11 protein-coding genes are annotated in these 20,503 nt (G+C 66.0%); 4 read left to right on the forward strand and 7 right to left on the reverse strand.

The genetic code is table 11. The annotated features are described in order from the left end of the window. Positions 1-23: 23 nt before the first annotated feature. Positions 24-1,349: a glycosyltransferase family 4 protein gene (locus ACWGRX_RS22365; RefSeq protein ID WP_452119360.1), complete on the forward strand. Its 1,326-nt coding sequence runs from the start codon at positions 24-26 to the stop codon at positions 1,347-1,349. 27 nt (positions 1,350-1,376) lie between these two features. Here the strand turns inward: ACWGRX_RS22365 and ACWGRX_RS22370 are convergent, their stop codons facing one another. The 5 genes from ACWGRX_RS22370 to ACWGRX_RS22390 form a co-directional block, all read right to left on the reverse strand. Beyond that, entirely contained in the window at positions 1,377-2,165 is a 789-nt protein-coding gene (locus tag ACWGRX_RS22370) for a hypothetical protein (protein ID WP_452119361.1), read from the reverse strand. 56 nt (positions 2,166-2,221) lie between these two features. Then, positions 2,222-3,043, reverse strand: coding sequence for an SDR family NAD(P)-dependent oxidoreductase (locus tag ACWGRX_RS22375; protein ID WP_452119362.1), 822 nt, complete (start codon positions 3,041-3,043; stop codon positions 2,222-2,224). Between the two features lie 39 nt (positions 3,044-3,082). Continuing rightward, entirely contained in the window at positions 3,083-4,024 is a 942-nt protein-coding gene (locus ACWGRX_RS22380; protein ID WP_452119370.1) for a lysophospholipid acyltransferase family protein, read from the reverse strand. Further along, a complete protein-coding gene (locus ACWGRX_RS22385; RefSeq protein WP_452119363.1) occupies positions 3,949-5,379 on the reverse strand; it encodes a cytochrome P450 in 1,431 nt (476 codons plus the stop codon). The genes ACWGRX_RS22380 and ACWGRX_RS22385 overlap by 76 nt, the downstream gene beginning before the upstream one ends. A gap of 145 nt (positions 5,380-5,524) precedes the next feature. Continuing rightward, positions 5,525-9,022, reverse strand: coding sequence for a glycosyltransferase family protein (locus ACWGRX_RS22390; RefSeq protein ID WP_452119364.1), 3,498 nt, complete (start codon positions 9,020-9,022; stop codon positions 5,525-5,527). 135 nt (positions 9,023-9,157) lie between these two features. Between ACWGRX_RS22390 and ACWGRX_RS22395 the strand changes: the two genes are divergently transcribed. The 3 genes from ACWGRX_RS22395 to ACWGRX_RS22405 all read left to right on the forward strand — a co-directional run bounded on the left by ACWGRX_RS22395 (position 9,158) and on the right by ACWGRX_RS22405 (position 16,831). After that, positions 9,158-14,302 carry a glycosyltransferase gene (locus ACWGRX_RS22395; protein ID WP_452119365.1) on the forward strand — a complete coding sequence of 1,715 codons (5,145 nt, stop codon included), beginning with the start codon at positions 9,158-9,160 and terminating at the stop codon, positions 14,300-14,302. A gap of 50 nt (positions 14,303-14,352) precedes the next feature. Continuing rightward, positions 14,353-15,168, forward strand: coding sequence for a glycosyltransferase family A protein (locus ACWGRX_RS22400; RefSeq protein ID WP_452119366.1), 816 nt, complete (start codon positions 14,353-14,355; stop codon positions 15,166-15,168). Positions 15,169-15,232: 64 nt separating this feature from the next. Then, positions 15,233-16,831, forward strand: coding sequence for a DUF2793 domain-containing protein (locus ACWGRX_RS22405; protein ID WP_452119371.1), 1,599 nt, complete (start codon positions 15,233-15,235; stop codon positions 16,829-16,831). An 84-nt stretch (positions 16,832-16,915) separates the two neighbouring features. Here ACWGRX_RS22405 and ACWGRX_RS22410 read toward each other — a convergent pair whose 3' ends face one another. Beyond that, positions 16,916-17,704: an ABC transporter permease gene (locus ACWGRX_RS22410; RefSeq protein ID WP_452119367.1), complete on the reverse strand. Its 789-nt coding sequence runs from the start codon at positions 17,702-17,704 to the stop codon at positions 16,916-16,918. A gap of 116 nt (positions 17,705-17,820) precedes the next feature. Further along, positions 17,821-20,211 (reverse strand): hypothetical protein, encoded by a 2,391-nt coding sequence (locus ACWGRX_RS22415; RefSeq protein ID WP_452119368.1) that lies wholly within the window; start codon positions 20,209-20,211, stop codon positions 17,821-17,823. Positions 20,212-20,503 lie beyond the last annotated feature (292 nt).

Genomic DNA, 20,503 nt, shown 5'->3' on the forward strand with positions numbered 1-20,503 from the left:
CATCGCCAACAGGGACCCAGCCGGTGCCGAAGAACATCCTTCTCGAAGCCCATGCGATGACGCTCAAGCAGGGCACGGGAATCGCGACCTATGCCCGCAATCTCGCGAGCACCGCGACCGGCCTGGGCCATGACGTCGAGCTGTTGATCGGCATCGAACGCGCCATCAACCGGCGCGAGGCTCTCCTGTCCGAAGTCGTTCTCAACGAGGCGGCGGCTCCGAAGACCATCGATCCGCTCAAGATGATCGGCCGTGCGGTCGACTGGACGATCGGCGTGCCTGCGGGCGCCCGGACCCAGCGCCTGCCGGCGCCGCGCATCGTTCTCGACCCTGGTTCCGGCACCACCGCGCAGAGGCGCCATCCGACGCATGGGGCCGTCCGGTTCTGGGAGCGCGCATTTCTCCACTTCAATCGCTTCGGGCGGCGAATGGCGGTGAAATCCGAGGGGCGTCACGATCTGTTTCACGTGACCCGCCCGACCCCGGCCTTCGTGAAGGGCGCAGCCAATATCTATACCATCCACGATATCGTCCCGCTGCGCCTGCCCTACGCGACTTTGGACAACAAGAAGTATTTCTACACGATGATCCGCCATCTCGTGAAAGAGGCCGATCATATCGTCACCGTATCCGAGCATACGCGTCGTGACGTGCAGGAATTCTTCGATATTCCGGACAATCGGATCACCAACACATGGCAGTCCGTCTCGCTGGACGAAGCCCTCGTCTCGACCTCGGATGATGTGGTGGCCCGCGATATCGAGAATCGCTATGGCCTCGCCTTCAAGGAGTACTTTCTGTTCCTCGGCGCCGTCGAGCCGAAGAAGAACATCTCGCGATTGGTCGAAGCCTATGCAGCTTCCGGATCGACGCGGCCGCTCATTCTCGTTGGTGGCCTCGGCTGGCAATATGACAAGGATCTCGAGACGCTCCAGGACGAGCGCCTGCTGAGCTGGCGCTTCGACGGCTCACATATCCGGCCGGAGCGCCGCGTCCAGCGCCTGCCCTATGTGCCGCGGGGATCGCTGATATCCCTGATCAGGGGCGCGCGGGCCGTGCTGTTTCCCTCACTCTACGAGGGCTTCGGCCTACCCATCCTCGAGGCGATGCTGCTGGGAACGCCCGTCATCACCTCGACGACCAGTTCCCTGCCCGAGGTCGCGGGCGATGCCGCCATGCTGGTGAACCCCTACGAGATCGAGGCGATCCGCGATTCGATCCGGACCCTCGATGCCGATGCCGATCTACGCGCGGAACTGGCGAACCGCGGGCGCAGCCGAGCCGCGTTCTTCTCGCCAGTGCGGCACGCCGAGCGGGTCAAGGCCGTTTACGACAAGGTCCTGGGCTGACACCGGCTCGGCCGGGCTCCGCTTCCCTCAGATGCGCAGGCGGCGCCTGAGATTGGTGATGTGCTGGGCGAGCTCGCCCGAGGCCCGCATTTCGAGCGAGGACTGTTCCGCGGCCACCCGGCGGGCCTTCTCGGTATCGAAGGCATGGGCGGCGTAGAGCTCGGCGTAACGTTCGAGGAACGTCGCCTGGTCGGCCTCGCTCATCTCGGAATAGCGCAGCGCCTTGCCCTTGCTGAACTGCCCGATGACGCCCTTGTCGCGAAACTTCTCCAGAACGCCGTCGACATCGACGCTCACGCCGATCTGGCTTGCGATGGCACGGACCACGGCGCCGCTATCGTAGCAGACCTCGTTGTAGTTGAAGATCGCGACCTTTTCCGCCGCGGCCCATTCGCGAAAGCAGCCGAGCTGGATGTCGAGCGAGTTCAACGTGTCCGCCACAGTCACGAATTCCGAGAACGGCTTGTTCCGCCAGCGCCGCGAACGGGTGCCGTGATCGAGCATCGAAAGCGCGATCTCGCGCGGATCCCTGATCGACGCACTCGCCAGGACCCGGCCCACAGTCACCAGCGCCGCGACATCGCCGCGCGGCGGCCCATGCGTCTTGAGGACGACATCCGCGCCGTCGATATGGCGCTCGATCTCCTCGAGCAGCTCGTGGTCGATGAAGTTGAAGTAGTTTTCGACGGAATCGAGCTTCCTGAACGGCTTGCCCAGCCTGGCGACCGGCCGACCGGCCGCTCTGAAGACCTCCTCCGTCAACTGATAGAGGAAGGTGCTGGCCGATTTCGTGATGCCGTAGCAGATATAGATCATGCCTTGCCTTGCCGGGAACGCCTGCCGCTGCAGGACGATGGACCGCTATCCCCTTCTCACGACTCCGGGCGCCGACCGGAATCTCGTGCCAGGATACGCCGTTGCTGCCATGCCAGCACAGGTCTGTACAGGCTGTGGAACCGGGCCAGCAGCGCGATCGTCCTGGACGGAGCCAGCACGAAGGCCCCCCTCTCGGCCTGGGCGATCATGCTCTCCGCGACCCGCTGCGCCGTCATCACCCCGCCCTGCTCGGAGACGAGCCGCGTCACGAGCGGCCGCTTCGGCCTCTCCCCATCCAGTTGCGGCGTCTCGGTATCGGGCGGAAAGGCGACGCTGACCGAGATGCCTTCGCAGGCCAGCTCCACGCGCAGGATCTCCGCGAGCGCCCGCACCGCGAACTTGCCCGGCGCATAGCCGCTATAGCCGGCGATGCCGATGAAGGCCGCCCCCGAGGAGACGAGCGTGATCCGCCCGCCATGGCGGCGCATGACGGGAAGCGCTGCCCGGATCAGGTGAAGCGTCCCGAAATAATTGATCTCCATCTGCGCCCGGTGGTCCGCCAGGTCGAGATCGCGAAACAGTCCCGGCTCGACGATCCCCGCGGCCGTGACGAGCCAGTCGATACGGCCATGGCGGGCCTCCACCTTGGCGATCGCCTCCTGCGCAGCTCCAGCCTCGGCGACGTCGAAGGCCAGAACATCGACACGGCCTTCCTGCGCCGGATCGAGCGCCGCGGCGGCTCTGGCGAGGCGATCCGCGTCTCGGGCCAGCAGGACGACGCGATGGCCGCGCTGCAGCAGGACGCGCGCGCATGCCAGCCCGATGCCGCTCGAGCCGCCCGAGACGACGGCAACCTTCAGCGGATCGCTGCTTGGCACGCGAGCATTCTCCGAACGGGCCGTCACGAGGTCGGTCCCTTATGCGATCGGCCCGATCGAATCGTCCAGATAATACCACTGGTCGAGATGGCGCAGGATGGCGGGCTCGATCCGGCCGTTGAGATAGGCGACATCGGCGAGCGGATCGGTCTGCGCCGGATCCATGTAGAACGGTCCCTCGAAATGCAGCCTGAAGCGCGTCTCCATGACCCGCTCGCAATAGACGACGACGAGCTGCGCCCCGCTGCGCCGGGCGAGTTTCGCTGCCATGGCCAGATTGCCCTTGAGGTGAGGCGCGCGTCCGAACAGAGGCGCCATCATCGTGTCGCCGCGTTTTTCATCCGGAAAGATGGCGAGGACGCCGTTCCCAGCGAGGATCGACAGCGCACGGCGCAGGCCGTTCCGATCGGGAGCGAGCACATTGACGTCGAAGCCGCCGCGCGTCGCATCGGCGATGTCGCGATGCGCCGCATTGTCGGGGATCTCCGAGATCGAAGCGATCGGAACGCCGATCATCTGCATTGCCGAAGCCAGCACCTCCCAGTTGCCGAGATGCAGGCAGAGCGCGATGGTCGGGATTTTGCCGACATTGGCGCGCGGCGCCTCCACGCCGACGAATTCCATCCGGTCGGCCGAGGCGAAGCGATGCACGATCGAGAACTCGGCCATCAGCCGACCGACATTCTCGACGAAACGCCATACGAGCTTCTCGACCTCCGCCTCCGGCATCTCCGGATGATGCCGCCGGACATTGGCCCGGGCTTTGCGGGCGACGTCCGGATCGATGAAGCGGATCTTGAGCCAAGCTAGCCGGGCGCCCAGATTCGACACCACCGGGATGGGCAGGCGCCGTAGAGCCCGATGCGCCATTCTCTCCAGGCTCTGCATGGCTGTGGCGGTCCGTCTCAGAGGGGTGGGCGGGAAGAGCGCGCGACGATGCGGGCGGGCAGGCCGCCTTTCGGGCGCAGCGTCAGGCGGCAGACCGGCTCGACCTTGTAGCCCTCCCGGGGACGCACCTCGAAGCGCTGCGCCAGGATCGCCAGACACAGAGTCGCCTCGTCGAGTCCGAAATTCATGCCGGGGCAGATCCGCGGGCCGACCGCGAAGGGAATATAGGCGAAGGGGTCGATCCGCGTGCCGGACAGGAAGCGCTCCGGCAGAAAATGGTTCGGCTTCTCCCAGAGATCGACGGAGCGGTGCAGCAGCCAGGGCGCGATCATGACCAGGGCCGATTTCTCGACGTCGACAGGCCCGATGCGATCGGCCTCCAGAGCCTGCCTCGGCAGCAGCGGGACCGGCGGATAGAGCCGGAGCGTCTCCTGGATGACGGCGCGGCACCAGCGCAATCGCGGCAGGTCGGCCAGGGTCGGGGCACGCGTTCCGCAGGCCGTCTCGATCTCCTCGTGGACATGGCGCGCCACCCAGGGCGCGTTGGCCAGCAGATACCAGGCCCAGGCCAACGTCGTCGCCGTCGTCTCGTGCCCAGCCATGAAGATGGTCGCCGCCTCGTTGCGCAGCGCCGCGAGATCAAGCGGCTCGCCCCCGCTCTTCTGGTTGCGGCGGATCAGCAGGTCGACCATCGAGCCCGCATCCCCCTCGCCCGCCAGATGAGCGTTGATCACGCTCTCGATGACGTCGTGAACCATCGCCATCGCACGGCGCCGCCGCTTGCCGCCAAAGGCCGGCCAGCCGTCATCGGCGCCAAGGAAATAGCCGAGATTGAACGCATCGGTCTGGCGCTGATAGGCACTGAAACCGTCGATGACCCGCTGGGCCGCGTCGCGCGGGATGTTCTTGCCGAAGACGGCCCGGGAGATGATCGTGGCGGTCAGGCGCCCCATCTCCTCGGTCAGCTCGACCTCGGAGCCCGCCGGCAACGCGCCCCATTCCTCTGCGACGGCGAGCGCCGCATCCTCCATCGTCTGGCCGAATTCGGGCAGCCTGCGCTTGTGGACGATGTCCGCCACCAGCGGGCGCCGCCTCTTCCAGGTCTCGCCATCACTGATGAAGAGCCCGTCTCCGAGGAGGGCCTCCAGCGCACGCCGCATCTGCGGGCTCTTGCGCTCGAAATTGCCGTGCCGCGTCACCACGACGTATCGGATGAGCTCCGGGCTGTTCACGAAGACGATCTGGCGACGCAGAATGCGGAAGCTGTCGATCCCTGACCGGTAATAGCTCTCGGTCCAGCCCTCGATCAGGCTGCGGCGGGCGCCAATGACGATCTGAAGCAGATTGGGATCACGCCGCAAGGGCATGGGGTGAGCGGGGATGAATTCGCTACCGCTGCGCTCTTCGATCGTCGGTGGGGCGGGATAGAGCAAGGACGCAGCCGACATCATGGCGCGATCGCCCGAAACTGACCGTGATAGGAAGGCATCAGGCTGCGCGATATCCCAGGTTGCGTAGGACCTCTCCGGGCGGCTGCATCGTTACAGCGATGGAGCCGCCTGTTCAACGGCGCCGGTCTTGGTCGGAGCTCCATCATCGCAGGCCTGCGAAACGCGCCACGATCGCCTCGAATTCCTCATCCCGCGTCGGCCAGTCCAGGGTCCGGACCGCTCGCGGCAGGTCCGGCACGGCCTGCCTCGTCGCCGCAGGGACGAAGACGGCGTTCTCGCGCCCGACGATACGCGCCGACAAGCTGTCGGCCTCGGACAGGATCCAGGCGACGGAACCCTGGCCGGCTCGCGTCGCGGGAGGCGGCGCGGCGCCGACATGCAGGCGCAGATCGGCGCTCGCCGCCAGGCGCCCGTCCCAATGCGATTGCCCGATCCAGTCGGCGCGCCAGCCGGCGCGGGCCAGCGCCGTCATGAGCGGTGCGAGCCCGGCAGGCCGGGCATCCACCATCGCTCCCGCCTCCGGCCCGTCTCCGGTCACGGCGACGAACGGGATCTGCGCCGGCTCCGACAGGAAGCGCACGGCGTCCCGGGCACGATGCTCGAATCCATGTTTTTCCATGACCAGACGCCGAAGCGCCGCGACACGCTCGAGGCGGCCCGGCTCATCCGCCAGCCACCGGCGGATCTGCCCCGTCAGACCATGGGCGTCCCGATAAGTCGGCAGCAGGTCGCCGAAGGTCTCCTGCGCCCCCGCGACGCCGTTGGTGATCGGCAGGGCGCCGGCCGCGATCGCGTCATAGACCCGGCTGTTCACCGAGCCGCTGTCGATCGTCACATGGTTGGCGTCGTCGATCACGAGCTTGGCGCTCGCATAGATCGCCGGCATCCAGGCATAGGGCGCCGGCCCCTGTGCCACCGCGGCGAGCTCCGGCACCGCATCCCAGCCGGCGCCGAAGATGCGCACCGTGGCATCCAGGATCTCGGGCGCGAGGCTGGTCGCGATCTCGCGATGGACGCCCCAATAGGAACCGGTGAAGCAGATATCGCAGGCGAGGTCGGGATCGGGCTTCGCAGCCCCGAACAGCTGCAGATTGGTCGCGATCCTGAGGAGACGAGCCGGAAGCCCGGTATGCCGGCTGAACCGCCTGCATTCGTGCTCGGACGACATCCACACCTCGTCTGCACGCCGCCAGTTTTCGTTCTCCAGGAAAGCGTCGAAACAGTTGCGGATCCAGAACACGACACGGCAGGACGGCGAGAGATGGCGGAAACGCCGCGGATCACAATCTTCGCGAAGGGAGATCACAGCATCGATGCCGGCCAGATCCGCCCCGCCATCGGGCTCGCGCGGAATCAGCCGAAACTCGGCTGAGGGCAGCACCGCCGAGAGCGCCGAAGCGAATTCGCGCGCGACGATCGCATCGCCCTCGAGCGCATCGGTCCGCGTCGACGTGACCAGCAGCGCGATGACGGACGGCCTCGCGGAAAGCGCTCCTGCCAGGAGCGGGCTCTTCCTCTGCGCCCGCGCCAGCCTGTCAGCGGAGGCCGCGGGCAGCGGGACGGGCTCCGTCGACGGCATGCCGCGCAACGGGATCACCGCCTGCGTCGCCAAGATCGTCTCGGTCTCGGCGAGAGCCGCGATGGGTGCGGCAGGGCTGTGCGGCGAAGCCGTCGCCTCTGTCGACGATCGAAGAACGAGCCCGCCTCCTTCCAGCCAGCGTCGCCGGTCGATCAGGCTTGCCGTCGTCCAGTCCGCGCCGGCCACGGTCACAAAGGAAGATGCCGCCGCAGCCTGCGCGAGCCAGGGCGATGGCGGCGACGGCCGCAGGGCCGCCTCGCCGCATGACAGGTCGAGCGACCAGCCCCACTGATCCGGTGCGCCGGCAAGATTCGAGGAACGGGACGGTTGCAGGATCGGCACGGCCACCACGGCACCGGTGGCAGCCAGCGCCTGCGCCATCGGGGCGAGCGCCGCCTCGTTCCAGAGCGCGGCCTCGCCCAGAACCAGCACGAGATCCTGCTCGATCACGGTGAATGCAGCGTCAAGGCTCCCAGGGAAATCCCCACTGCCGCGGATGATCCGGTGAACAGGCAGGCCCTGCTCGATCAGGACGCGGCTCGTCTCGTCGCACCAGGCCGTATCGCCGTCACATAGCAGCAGCGCTGCGATCGATCGCGCGGCTTTTGCCGTCGCCGCTGCGGCAGCGACGGCAGAGACCGCATCCCGCGCCGGTGCGGCCAGAACGCCGGCGGCTCGCGCCGGGACGCGGCCCGTGGCGAAATCGGTCATGGAGCCGCGTGCGCGCGCCGTAAGCGGCGTGTTCTCCCGCAGGCCGCAGGGCAGGACGATCCGGAAGCCATGGGCACCGCCATCGCCGATCGTCTCGGCCAGGTCCGATCGCGGTCGATCGGCCCGGCCGCAACCCACCAGCATTCCCACGGCGAAGATATCGACGATCACCGCGCGATCGCGCTGGCCAGGACGCAGCGCCCAGCCCTCGACATGCCCGTCGGCGATGCCGAGGATGCGGCCGACGACCTCGGCTCCTTCGACCGTAGAAACCGCTGCGAGGGTGCTCGTATCCGCCTCGCCGGCCTCGCGTTCCAAGAGCGCTTGCGTGCTCCACATCGGGTAGAGCAGCAAAGCACCGTCGCAAACGGCCGAGAAGACGATCTCGAATCCCGTGCCTTCGCGCCGCCAGCTCGTGAGGACTATCGGGACGAACACGCCATCCGCATCCGTCGCCCGCAAGGCCGGCGCGATCGTCAGCCTCTCACGGTCGACAAAACGGGCCGTTCCGATGCGGTCGCCACCGAGCCCGGGCGGCCCGAGCGTGAACTCGCCCTCGAACCGTGCGGCATAGGGCAAGGTGAGCGAGGCCTGGGCCGGGGTGATGCCGTCCGAGAGCGCCTCGATCCGCACCTCGCGACGATCCATCGGGCCGTCGGGCTCGGGGAAGGAAAAAATGCTGTCGATCTGGCGGGACCGCGATCCCGGGCGCGTCTCGATGTCGCCGCTCCACCAGATGTCGCCATCGAGCATGACGCGCAGCTTCGGAGCAGGAGCCTCGGCATCGACGTCTGCGACGAAGCGAACCGCCCGTCGTCGCGGATGCAGCCCGGGCGGCAGAGGCTCGACGATGCGGGTTGCGGGGCCTGGCGGCGGGATCTCGGCGGTGGGCGACACCGGCGCCTCGGGCTCGACGTCAGGGTCCGAATCGCCGAACAGCGCCTCGAGCCGCGACAGCTCTTCTGCCGAGACGGCGGTGGCATCGAGCGCGGCAAGGCGGCGGAAGGTCTGAAGGGCCGCCGGATCACCGATTCGTTTCAGCAGATGGGCCTGATGGAGAATCGCCTCCGGATCGTCCGGAGCGAGCGCGATGGCATGGGCATAGGCCGCAAGGGCCTCCCGGTACCGGCCAGCTTCCTTGAGCGCATGCGCGTGCTGGACATGGATCGCCGGCTGTGAACCATTGATCTGCAGGAAACGCGCATAGCCAGCGGCAGCCTCTACCCAACGGCCGCCATCACGCAGCGCGTCGGCCTCGGCCAGAATCGCATCGCTGACGGAAAGGATCTGGGCGTCGCCGTCCGGGGCAGTGGAGAACCATCTGACGAAACGCAACCAGGAGATAGTCATAGGTAATCCTTATCGTTTTTTGCCCTCGCATATAAAGCTTTAATTGGGTAGAGCTCCCCGCAACAATTTTGGCATTTCATAATACTCGTCTGCTCAGGCGACGCGTGGCTGTTCGACGTGAGGAAGGTCTGCGATATGAATTTGATGCGCCTTACTCGGAAGTTTAGACCTTCGTCAAAGAAGCCTTTGCCGGCTGACGAGGCATTCTCAGCGGGCGGCAAGGACGATAAGTTCATCCGTGATCTGATTACCAAGGCCGATGGTCTTCGTGACGCACACGCATGGCGCGAAGCCGCCGAGACGTATGCTCAAGTTGTGGCGGTAGCGGCCGGTGAAGCGGGTCTGTGGGTGCAATACGCCCATGCGCTGAAGGAGAGCGGACAGCTGGGAGAGGCCGCCACCGCCTATCGGCGCGCCGCGGAACTCGCGCCGGAAGATGCTGATCCCTGGGTTCATCTGGCGCATCTGCTCAAGCGGCTCGACGATCCCGGCACGCGCGAGGCGTTCGAGGCCGTGAAGGCCTTGTCGAAGGACCCCCGCATCCTCGCCGAAACGGATGAGGAGCTGCAAATCCTCGTTCTGAGGGCCGCCGCCAGGCGCGGCCAGAAGCCTGAAGCGCCACATGCCGAGCCGACGCGCGAAGTGGAAGGACAAACCAGCGCCAAAGGGAACTCGGCCAGGCGCAAGGAGCGCCCTGCGCCGCAGCGTTTCTCCGGAAGCGTCGACGGCCTCCGTAACGGCCGTATCATCGTCGGGCGCGCACGCGACACAGCCGGGGAACACCCGGCCAAAGTCGTCGTCAAAAGCGGGGAGCGACAGATCGAGGGGCTCGCCTGCCATTTTTCGACAGTATCAGGCAGCTTCGATGGCTTTCAGATTGAGCTGCCCGAAGACATCGAGATCGGCACGCCGGTCGAGGTATTTCTTGAGGATGGCACACCGCTCACCATACCAGGCGGCGATATGTCCGCTGGAAGCGATGCACCGGGCGCGGGCGAGGCCTTCGTCGACACGGATCTCGCCGGCAGCGTCCGGGGCTGGTTCATAGTGCCTTTCGAGCGCCTGTCGAGTATCTCGTTGAAGCTCGACGGCGCGCTGGCGGGATCCGCCTATCTCCAGCCCAAGAGCCTCGCCGGCACCGATGCGGTTGCCTTCCATTTTACGCCGCCCCAGCTTTTCGTCGACGGCCAGACACGCATCGCCGTCGTGGAGGCATATACCGATACCGGGCCGATCGAGCTGGCGCGCTTCCGCAAAGCCTTCGTGGCCGACGCAACCCCGGGCTTGCGGTGGGGACGCCTTGCATTCGATGCCGGGCGTTTGGTTGGCTCTGTCTACGGAGCGCCACGCCCCGATCTGAGCATCGTGCTCGCAGCGCGGGATTTTCCGTTGACCTCGACATTGGCGGTTGTCGAAGAGGCCGATATCTCCGCGGGCTTCGGCCGCGCGCGATTCAGTCTCGATCTGAGCAGCGTCGGCGCGCTCGATCTCGACAGCGAGCTCACTCTCGAGGCGCCTGCCAGCCTCGCGCTTCAGAGGCTCCCACTGGCATCGTTGCTCGCGGCCGCCGCCCAGGCAGAACAGGTCTCGCCGGGCGTCTTCGACATCGCGCTGCCGGCTGCGGTCAATGGCACCGCCATCGTCGAAGTCACGACGCAGCGAGGCGAGACCCTGCGGCGAGCGATTCGAGCAGCGGGAACGGCCCAACTGCGAGCCGTTTTCGACGAGAAAGAGGACGAGCGCTCCCGGGAGGGCGCCGCAGTGTCCTTCGGCGCCCTGGCCAAGGACGATGTCATCGCCACGCTCGCCCTGTTCGGCCTGCCAGTGCGCCTACACGGCAATGCCGAGGCTCGCGAACAGAAAGCACGCGCAATCGCGCCGAGATCCTTGCGCGAGCGGGATGTCCAGATGGCGCTGCGCGCCGGCGGCGGCACGCTGCGCGGCGATGGCCGGGTCGATGCCTGCGGAGTCTGGACTATCTCCGGCGAGCTGATTTCGGGTTGGGCGGCGAACCTTTCGGTCATCGCCGAGCCACTCGAACTCGTCATCACGGCAGATAATGGACGCTCCGTCCGAGTGACGGCCGATGCGCCGGCCCATGCTCGGGAGGCGGGCTTGGCCGAGCCGCTGCCTTGTGGCTTTGCGGTGCCGCTGGCAAGGCTCCTGCAGCCGGGCGAGCGCGCTGGGCTCACCTTGACATTCGAGGATGGGCAGCCCTTTGGGCCGCAGCGCGAGGGACAGCTGCCGGTCGATGCTCCGGGCGTCGTCGAGGCTGCCAGGGCGATCGACGACGCGCTGGTCTCCGCAGGGATCGAACGCGCTTTCCTGCTGGCGATCGCGCAAGCCGACCGGCATCCGCAGCTGGTCGCAAGGCGCCTGGTGCTGGATTGCCTCCTGCGCGACGAGATGGATGATCCGGCCGACCTGTATGGATCTTTCGAGAACGTGCTCGGCGTGAACGAGATCCGGCAGGGCCTGGCCGCTGTCGCAGGCGCGCACAGAGCCAAGCGCCTCGCCTTGCTCCCGCCCGAATGGATCGCCGCCTTCTCCGAGGAGGCGCGCGCCACACTCGCGGAAGAAGATGCGGACGAGGGCATTGGCGCGCGGCGCGCACGCTGGCTTTGCCTGCGACAGCTCTTGCAGGTTCCTCAGGTCGATCTTCTGGAGGCGCTGGACGCGACGGCTACGGTGACGGTCGTCACGGATGCGGCTGAGCACACCGGCGATGATGCAATACATCTGCGTGGCGATGTCGGCATGGCGCGGCCGGTGGGAGCCGTGATCTGGCCCGTGCTGGCCTATCTGTCGGGCTCGCAGCAGATCGTGAGCCTGCAGGGATATCAATCTCGCTTCGGAGCGCGGCGCCTGCTGATCGGAGCGCGTCTGGAGGGCGGGCGACGAGCCGGCCAGCCGGCACTGGCGATAGCGGAATTTCCCGTCGTCGAAACCGGGAAGGTGGACGCGCTCCAGAGCGCGGCCGGAGCGATCAGCGTGGTCGATCTGCGCGACGAAGCGCCGGAGACGTGGGTGGAACGCGCCCGCGCACGACTGATCGCGCTCATCGGCGAGGCCACACCGGACGAGCCGGTGCTGGTGATGAGTCCGGCCCTCTCCTACGACGCCTCATTCCGTGACGACGCATTGCGGGCCTATGAACGAACGGGCCGTCGCAGTACCGCCTTCGCTGCGATGACGTGGGACCTGCGCAAAAGTACCCTGCAACTCGTTCTGGCCGGGGACCATGCCACGATCGCACGGATCGATTTTGCCGTCTGGCGAGCTGACGATCTGGCTAAGCTCGTGTCGAACGATCTCCCGCTCGTCATCCCGGAGCAGCCGCTGCCTGTTGAAGGCGCAGCCTTCCACCGTAGTCAGCCCGAACTGCTGACCTGGATGGAAGGCGGGATCAGCCATGCAGATCTCGATCGGATCGTTCAGGCTGAGCGACATCAGCTGGCCAGGATCAACCGCATCGCCGCATCGGAGGCTGCAGCTGCGCTTCCGGCCGCGACGTTTCCCCAGGCGCTCGAACTCGCGGAACGCCTGATCGAGCTCGGCCTTCCGCAATTGGCCCACCAGGGGATGAAGTCCGCTTTGGCAGCGCCCAACCTGCTCGCAGGTGTGGTCGAGGACGGACAGCTCACGGCTCTGGCGAGCCTGTCTCGTCGGCTCAGCCTCGAACCCGACTTCGCGGCCGCCTTCTGCCCGCACGCACCTCATCTGGCACGCAACTGCCCGAGTGCTCTGACCGCCGTCGGCGAAGCGCTCGCAGCGACGCTGGAGCCAGATGCCCTGGCCAGCATGCTCACTCTCATCTTGCAGGGGGGCTTGACCTCCAAGAGCGCGCGGCCGGTCTTCCGCGCCTTCGATCTGATCGCCCGCTATTGCTCGCCAAGCACGATCTGGACGGCTCTGGTCCAGATCGACGATAGCCGTCCGTCGCTGCTGTCCGAGCCAGATTTCGCACGGATCGTCGCGACGGCTATCGTCGCCAACGGTCTCCAGCCCGATCTGAGGCTGCGCGGCAGCGGGCTCGCCCTGGCCGACCTCCTGGTCTTCGCCGACCCGTCGGCCGTGCTCACCAGCAGCCTGCGCTCGGCCGATCCGGAGGCGGTCCGGCAGGCCGTGATCCGCTTTTTCGCATCCGGCCGATCCGTCAAGGAATTCGCCGCGCTGACGCGCACCTATTCCGTCGAATTGCAGGCCATGGGCTTGCGCTGCGCGGATCTCATCGACCCCTCACGCTTCGATGAACGCGACCAATTGCTGGCCGCCGTGCTGTTGGGCGATCGCGAGACGATGCAGCAATTCGTGTCGCGCGTGCCGGTGGAGGCGGAGGTCGAAGCCCCGCTCTATCTTGCGGCCCAGACCCGGCTCGATGATTTCTCCGGGTTCAACCGGACAATCGCGCGGCTGTGCCACGAGCGCGGCGTCGAACCGGTCACCTTCGGCACAGGTGGGCTGGCGACCGTCTTCGGCGGTATCATGACGGCCGAAAGAGCGGCACGATCCGAGGTGACCCGTGCCGGCAAGGTCGCGGTCATCTGCTCCGTGTTCAATCCGGATCTCGATCTGATGCGGCAGGTGATGCTGTCTCTGGCGGCTCAGAGCTATTCCGACCTCGACGTGATCGTGATCGACGATGGCTCGGACGAGATCGAGCCCGAGCAGATCCAGGAAGCGGCCCTCGTCGACCAGCGCTTCCGCTTCCATCGCATGCCCCGCAATGTCGGCCCCTATGACTGCCGGAACTGGGCGATCCGCCATTCGGACGCGCCTTTCGTCGCCATCAACGACTGCGATGATTTCGCCCATCCGCAGAAGATCGAAACCCAGATCGCAACGATGACGCACAACCCGCATGTCCGGCTGAGTACCACCGCCCATGTCAGGCTGGACTATCAGGGACGCCCGCAACTCGAGCATACGCTCGAGATCTTCGGGGATGGTCCCATGACCTCAGTCTTCCACCGTTCGCTCTTCGAGCAGTTCGGCCTTTTCGCGTCGGTTCGTTCGCGCGGCGACGTCGAGTTCCGAGAGCGGATCCGCAATTGGGCCGGCGTCCATGCGATCCATCACGATCCCTGCCCGCTTATGTATTGTCTGGCGACGCCGCAATCCCTTTCGAACACGGCTGCCTCCACCCGTGGTCATTACCTCGCATTGCTGCGGGATACTTTCATGAAGCGGGCGGAGCTGCTGGCGCTAGGTGCCGAGACGGCCGGAGCGCTGCCATTGACGGTTCCATTCCCGCTCAGGCCGACCAGCGCGAGCCTGTGACCCCCCGCGCACCTTCCCCAGACAACCGCCACGCCACTCTTGAGACTGTCATGCCCAGCCCATCGTCGACCGCCGAACCGATCACGATCAGCTTGACGACCATCCATGCACGCCTGCCGACCCTGCATCTCACACTCGAATCGCTGGCCCGGCAAAGCTATCCGAATCTGACGATCCGTCTGTACGTGTCGCGCGACGCCTTTCTTCTCGACGAGGGCATCGACACATTGCCGGAAGCGTGCATGCGGGTGATCGAGGCGCACGCGCCGCGGATCGAGGTCCATTTCGTCCGCAATATCGGCTCATATCGCAAACTCGTGCCGTTGCTTGAGGAACGGCTCGGCCAATCCTCCCTCGTGGTCACCGCCGACGACGATACCCTCTACCCTCCGAGCTGGGTGTCGGATCTGTACTTCCACTACCGTCTGCAGAACTGCATCGTCTGCTATCGCGGCCATCAGATGGCCTACGACGCCGATGGCTGGATGGGCTATCGTTCCTGGATGCGCCGCCAGCCAGGCGCCTCCAGAAGTGTGCTGAACCTGCCGACCGGCAAGGACGGCGTGCTCTACAACACCATCTTCTTCCATCCGGACGTGCTCGACATGGAGCGCGGCGTCGCGCTGGCGCGCACTGTCGACGACCTCTGGTTCAAATGGCACAGCGCGATCCTCGACGTGCCGGTTTTCATGATTCACGCCGACTACCGGGTCAATTCACTGCCGGAAACGACCAAGGATCATTCTCTCTACAAGAACTTCAACGAGCAGGGCGGCAATGATCGTGCGATTGCCGCGATCGAAGTCGATTTCAGGAACCGCTACGGCGACACCTTGCTCGGAGAGATCCGGCGCCGCACAAAATAAGTATGATATCCTTGATATAGGATTTTTTTCATATACAAAATCTCCCTCAAAGAGGGAGTCCGCCATGTCCGCATCCTCGACACCGCGCCTCGGTCTGCCATTTCTCGCCGCCGGTCAGGCCCAGAAGCATGTCACGCACAACGATGCGCTGATGGCGCTCGACGACATCGTCCATCTGACAGCCAAGGCCATTGCGAGCGCCCTGCCCGAAGGTGCCGGGACCGGTGACCGTGTGCTGCTGCTCAACGCGATCGGCGGCGGGGCAGCCGGCGACATCGCGGAAAAAGAGGAAGGCGGCTGGCGCTTCATCTCGCCTGGCCCCGGGTGGATCGCCTTCCTGGAACAGGACGGCGCGTTGAGGGTCTGGTCCGAGGGCGCCTGGCAACCAGTCAAGGCGCAGCTGGCCGACAGCCTCGGCATCAACATGCCAGCCTCGCTCGCCGCGCGCCTCGCCGTGCGTTCGTCGACCGCGCTGTTTCAAGCTGCGGCAGAGGAAAGCGGCGACTGCCGCATCGCGGTGAGCCGGGTCGCCACCCCGAACACGGCGAGCGTTGTCTTCCAGACCGGCTTTTCCGGCCAGGCCGAGTTCGGCCTCACCGGCTCGCAGGCCTTCGAGCTCAAGCTTTCGGAAGACGGGACCAACTGGACCTCGAGCCTGGCAGCGACCCCGCTTCAGCTCGACCTGCGCACGGCCGATCGCACACGGCTTCACCTCACCTCGGAAGGCCACCTGATCACCTCACTGGCCGGCGACACCAGCAATATCGCCGTGGCCTTCTCGGTACGGCCGACCTTCCAGATGAACAATACCTCGGCGGGATCGGGCATGCTGCTGAGCCGTTGGGTCGGCAACTCCGGTGGACCTAACGGTATCGTCTTCGCCAAGAGCAGAGGCGCCGCGATCGGGACGCACGCAGCCGCAGCCGGAAACGACACACTCGGAGGCATGCATTTCGAGGCCAGCGACGGCGCAGCCTTCCAACGCTCCGTCTCGATCACCGCCGCCGTGGACACGACCGTGAGCAGCGGCGTAGTGCCGGGCCGCCTGAGCTTCTCCACCACTCCGGCGGGTGGGACACTGACCGAACGCTTGCGATTGACGGCAGCCGGCGATCTCGGTCTCGGCGTGACCACGCCCCATGCAAGATTCACGGTTGCGGGAACGGTGTCGCCGGCCGCCGACAATGCCCATAGCCTCGGTAGCTCCAGCTATCGCTGGGCCAGTGTCTATGCGGCAGGCGGCGTCATCCAGTCTTCCGACCAGCGTCTCAAGACGGATGTGCGCGATTGCCCGCTTGGGCTCGATTTCGTCCTGGCATTGCGTCCGAAACAGTTCCGCTGGCGCGAGGGTGGGCTGCTCGTCGAGGAGCGCCCCGAGCCGGCTCCGGGGCCGGAGGCGGGGGAAGCCCCGGAGCCGGCGCAGATCCGCATCATCGAGACGCCCCGCACAGGTAACCGCTGCCATGTCGGGCTGATGGCGCAGGAAGTCCACGCGGCGCTGGAAGCGGCCGGAGTCGACTGCGGCATCTGGCTGCTCGACGACCCCGACGACCCCGAAAGTCGCCAGTCGCTACGCTATGATCAGCTTATCGCCCCGATGGTTCAGGCAATCAGGGAGCTTTCGGCACGCGTCGACCGCCTGGAACGGATACCGCACCAATAGGCTTTGCGGGCTCGGGGGACTCCTTGGCGATATGCTTCGGTCGCGACTGGAGTGTTCAAGGTTTCGATGGTGTGATGTCACCTGCTATTTCTGGCCGACATGGTCTTCGACCAGACGGAAGACGGCGAAGCCGAGGCCGGTCAGCGCCAGCGCCCATGCCCAGCCATAGGCGGGTGTCGCATAGGTCGGGATCTCGGGGCCGAAAAATCCGCCTCGGATCAGCTCGTAAGAATGCAGGAGCGGTATGTACCAGACCACGTCCTTCGCGGGATCCGGCAGCCATGTCACCATGTAAAAGCAGCCGCAGAACGGCAGCAGGAAATACTGAACCGGTCCGACGAGCTTTTCCACGATCTCGGAAAGCTCGCTGAGCGCCGCGGTCAGGAGGCCGGCACCGAAGCCGAGCCCCCCCATCAGGAACCAGCCATGAAGGATGTCGGACCAATCATGGGCCTCGGGCATGGAGCCCGCCGCCTGCAGGACCAGATAGACGATCAGGGCGCTCGCCGAGATGGAAACGAAATCGAGCAGGAAGCGCGTGAAGACCGCGTCCAGAAGATGAATGTCGCGGAAGATCGTCAGATGCTTGCTCCCTCTCAGAAGATGCTGCATCGACGACAGGTGGCGCCACAGGAGCAGGGGCAGATAGCCGGTATAGGCAAGGGCGACGACGTTGATCCCGTGCGTGGCGCTTCCCTTCGTGATCGTCCACACCAGCATGACGCCGCCGCAGAACAGCATCGGCTCGGCGACGACCCACAGGAAGCCGATATTGCCGCGGCCGTACCGTCCGACCAGATAGCGCACGATCAGCGCCTGGTAGACCCGTTGCTTGACCGAGAGCGCATCACGCAGGGTAGGCTGGTGGGACAAATCGGAACCCGCAGTTGGAGCTTTCCGCCGCTGACCGCTCGGGTATCACAGCTCCTTCGCGACTCAAAGGTCGTCGGACCGCCGGCGGAAAACGAAAGCAACGATCGATCCGGTAGTCATCGTGTCGGATCGTGTCGAAAAGCCGCGGTCGCTTCCGCGAGCTGGTCGTCGAGATAGCGCAGGACGGCGGCGCCCGCGGGCGCCCGATAGGCGCGGAACGGTGCCAAGGACTCTGACCAATTGGGATTGACGGTGGGGTCGAGCATGAGCCGGGCTGGCCAGCGCGCCGCGAAACGCGCGTCTTCCGCCTCGGCCCGGGCCGCCTGCGCCGCGTCGGCGGCATGTTTGCCGCGTGTTTTCGATTCGTGATGAAACAAGGCCACGTGCGGCGTGTAGACGGTGCTGCGGCCCAGTTCGCGCAGTCGCAGGCAGAAATCGACGTCATTGAGCCCGAGCGGAAAATCGGGATCGAAGCCACCGACCGCCTCGTAATCGGCGCGGACCGTCGCCAGGAAGGCACCGGTCACGGCCAGTGCCGTGCGCCGGCATTGCCAGCGCCCTGCAGGACCGGCCGCATCCTCCGCTTCGCCACGGCCCTCATGTTCCGGGCGGCCGGCCCAGGAGCAGAGAAGGCCGGCATGCTGTATGGTCCGATCGGGATAGAGGAGCTTGACACCGACGGCGCCAACGCCGTCGCGCGCTAGGATTGCACGCAGCTCATCATCCCAATGCTGCGTCAGCATCTCCATGTCGTCATTGGCGAAGAGCAGGATCTGCGCCTCGCCGAGTTCGGCCGCGGCTCGGTTGTTCAGCCGCGACCAGTTGAAGGGCTCGTGGTCCCGCAGGATCCTGACGCCCTCCCCCGACAGCCGCGCAAGCGCAGCCAGGCCCTCGCCGGAGACGCCGTTGTCGACGACGATGATCGACAGCGCTCCGGGGTGGCGGGCCGTACTCCGTAGCGAGTGGACGAAGCGCTCCGCATCTTCGGCGTGGCTGCGGGTCGGGATCACGCAGCCGATGGCGACAGGCGCTCCGGCGAATGCCAGAGCGGACTCAAGGGAAGCCGCCGGCACGACACCTATGTCGCAGGCCAGGAAAAGCGGAATATGCAGCGGCGCGGCGCGATGAGCCGCCACCGCCCAGAAGGCAGCGATCGTCGCAGGCACGTCCGGTTGCGCGGCCGCGATCTCCGCCAGCATCGCACTTCTCAGCGCGAGGGCTCGGCCAGGAGCTGCGATGCCGCGCTGCGGATCATGGCGCGAGCGCAGGATGGGGGCGTGATGCTCGATCCCCCCATCGGGGCGCAGCGTGCCGCTCTCGCCATCGGCATAGGCAGACTCGGCGCGCTGAAGCGCAAGGGAGAACCAGTCGGGCGCGACCGCATCGGGAAGGGTTTCGCCCTCCAGGACCAGCAGGCCCTGGCATCCGTACTCGCCGAGAAGCGCCACCAATTCGGGAAGCGTCAAGCTGGCGCGACAGATCAGCAGCCTGTCCGCCTCGGGCGCCGCTCGGCGCAGGATGTCGTCGCGCCGGCCGGCATCGGTCACGGTCACGATCAGGACGACGTCGCGGCTCGCCAGAGCGATCAGCGCGTCGAGCCGGGCATGGAAGCTGCGATCGGGTCCAGCATCGGCGTCGATCAGGATCGCCAGGCGGAACGCGGCGCGCCCGGCAGGCGCGGCCGGTGACGGGCAATGACGCCGGAAGAGAGCATGGAGTTCGGGCGGGAAGGTTGAACCGGCCGAGGCCGAAGGCAGCAGTCGCTCGATCCGCGAAAAATTTGCCTGCAGGTTGGAAAGCACGTCAGCGAGCGCGAAAAGCGCAGAAGGCTCTCCGCGCTCGAGCGCGGCGAGCGTTTGCTGGACCTGGTCCTGCGGCTCGCCGAGCCAAGCGAGTTCATCGCGAGCAGCGCGATTTGCGGGATCTCGCCGCAGAGCTTCGCGAAAGCTCTCGCGGGCTTCGTCGTTTTTGCCGGCCTGCTTCAGAGCGCGACCGAGCTGAAGCGGGATGTCGGCATCCTCCGGCCGCTCCAATTGGGCGCGGCGGTATTCCGGCACGGAGGCGGCAAGGTCGCCCGAATCCTTGAGCATGTTCGCACGCTGGACACGCCAATGCGTGGCGTCGGGCAAGATCGAAAGCGCTTCCCCATAGAGAGTGGCCGCCTCTGCCGAATGGCCTACATCGCGCGCAGCATCGGCACGCCGTGCCAGCTCCTCGGCCGCAGGCGAGACAGCGGTAACGACAATCCCTTGAACGGCTTCCCTCAGGGCAAGAATCAGCTCCTTCTGGCCCGGTTCGGCTAAAAGCGCATTCTGAATCAGGGCAGCCGCGGCAACCGGCCGCCCCTGCTCGATCAGCAGGCGCGCGGCCGCCAGCGCCTGCCGAGGCCTTGCCCGGAAACCGCTCTCGCCAGCGAATGCCGAGAGCGCATTCGCGTCGCGTTTCCGCAGAGCCTGGTCGAAACGGCGATTTTGAAGGGACGCGTAAAGCCGCTGGAGAATGCCCATCTCTTCCTTATCGTCTCCTGCCGCCACCGAATCCAAATCCGATACGGTTGAAAATGGACGATCACAGCAAATTTGCCATGCGTCGATATTCGCACCCCTATCAACCCGGCCTGCAACTGCCCAGCCGGCTTGAGTTCGTTCTCCGGTAGGATCTGGCGCCATGACGTTTCATGCGCGCCGGCTGCGTTGATCCTCATGCGTTTCCGATATTGAGGTATTCGAAGCCGCGCTGGCGCATTTCGCTCGAGCGGTAGATGTTGCGCAGGTCGACGACGACGGGTCGCTTCAGCGC

Source organism: Allobosea sp. NPDC055594, assembly GCF_053618995.1.

Coding starts and splice junctions, on each gene's coding strand:
- ACWGRX_RS22405 (WP_452119371.1), top strand. CDS start 15,233: ATGTCCGCATCCTCGACACCGCGCCTCGGTCTGCCATTTCTCGCCGCC.
- ACWGRX_RS22385 (WP_452119363.1), bottom strand. CDS start 5,379: ATGTCGGCTGCGTCCTTGCTCTATCCCGCCCCACCGACGATCGAAGAG.
- ACWGRX_RS22390 (WP_452119364.1), bottom strand. CDS start 9,022: ATGACTATCTCCTGGTTGCGTTTCGTCAGATGGTTCTCCACTGCCCCG.
- ACWGRX_RS22415 (WP_452119368.1), bottom strand. CDS start 20,211: ATGGGCATTCTCCAGCGGCTTTACGCGTCCCTTCAAAATCGCCGTTTC.
- ACWGRX_RS22400 (WP_452119366.1), top strand. CDS start 14,353: ATGCCCAGCCCATCGTCGACCGCCGAACCGATCACGATCAGCTTGACG.
- ACWGRX_RS22395 (WP_452119365.1), top strand. CDS start 9,158: ATGAATTTGATGCGCCTTACTCGGAAGTTTAGACCTTCGTCAAAGAAG.
- ACWGRX_RS22370 (WP_452119361.1), bottom strand. CDS start 2,165: ATGATCTATATCTGCTACGGCATCACGAAATCGGCCAGCACCTTCCTC.